Source organism: Nocardioides ureilyticus (assembly GCF_051280745.1).
GTDB lineage: Bacteria > Actinomycetota > Actinomycetes > Propionibacteriales > Nocardioidaceae > Nocardioides.
The window spans coordinates 1-1,268 of sequence record NZ_JBNCOG010000077.1; the positions used below are offsets into that span (position 1 = coordinate 1).

Consider the following 1,268-nt stretch of genomic DNA (forward strand, 5'->3'; position numbering starts at 1 on the left):
GGCGGCGCGCCCGGCGTGGACCTGCCCTCCGCCGCGGTCGCCCTGCCGGCGGCCTGGGCCGAGCCGCTGCGGCTCGACGCCGAGCTGCCGGTCGTCGGCCGGGTGGAGCGCGGGCGCCTGCTCCTCGACCTGGTCGCGGTCGACCCCGCCGACGACGAGCACCTGCTGGCCGCCGTACGACGCGTCGCGGCGCGGGGCTGAGGACAGGCCAGAGGGTGCACGTCCTCGCCACCGCCGGGCACGTCGACCACGGCAAGTCCACCCTGGTCCACGCCCTCACCGGCATGGAGCCCGACCGCCTGGCGGAGGAGCGCGCCCGCGGGCTCTCCATCCAGCTCGGCTACGCCTGGACCACCCTCGAGGACCAGACGGTCGCCTTCGTCGACGTCCCGGGCCACGAGCGGTTCGTGACGACCATGCTCGCCGGCGTGGGGCCGGTGCCGGCCGTGCTGCTGGTCGTGGCGGCCGACGACCCGTGGATGCCGCAGGCCGCCGAGCACCTCGCCGCCCTCGACGCGCTCGGCGTCGGCCACGGCGTCGTCGCCGTCACCCGGGCCGACCTCGCCGACCCCCGACCCATGGTCGAGCGGGCCACCGCCGAGCTGGCGACCACCACGCTCGCGGGCTCCCCGGTCGTGCCGGTCAGCGCGCGGACCGGCCTCGGCCTCGACCTGCTGCGCCGCGAGCTCCTCCGCCTCGCGCGCTCGCTGCCGGCGCCCGACCCGGAGGCACCGGTGCGGCTGTGGGTCGACCGGCGGTTCACCGTGACCGGCGCCGGGACCGTCGTGACGGGCACCCTCCCCGCCGGGACGGTACGCCGCGGCGACGCGCTCGAGCTGTGGGCCGGCGCCGAGCCGGCGCGCGTGCGCGTGCGGGGCGTGCAGTCGCTCGGCGAGGGGGTCGACCGGGCCACCGGCGTCGCCCGGGTCGCGCTCAACCTGACCGGCGAGGGGCTCGACCGGGTCGACCGCGACAGCGTGCTGGTGAGCCCCGGCGCGCACCACCCGGCCACCATCGTCGACGTGCGCGTCGCCGGCGTGGGCCGGATGCCGGAGCGGCCGGTGCTGCACGTGGGAGCCGCGTCGTTCGCGGTGCGGGCGCGGCCACTGGCCGGGGACGAGGGCGACCTCGTGCGGCTGGTGCTGCCCCGCGCCGTACCCCTGCACGTGGGCGACCGCGCGCTGCTGCGCGACCCCGGCTCGCGGCGGGTGTGGGGCGTGCTCGTGCTCGACCCGGCGCCACCGCCGCTGGGCCGCCGGGGAGCCGCC

1 protein-coding gene and 1 pseudogene are annotated in these 1,268 nt (G+C 79.3%); both read left to right on the forward strand.

The genetic code is table 11. The features are described 5' to 3' along the window. A pseudogene (locus tag ACSMHG_RS19530) lies at positions 1–201 on the forward strand (L-seryl-tRNA(Sec) selenium transferase); the annotation flags it as partial. 14 nt (positions 202–215) lie between these two features. Then, a partial coding sequence (gene selB, locus ACSMHG_RS19535) for a selenocysteine-specific translation elongation factor (protein WP_435748253.1) occupies positions 216–1,268 on the forward strand: 1,053 nt, incomplete at its 3' end.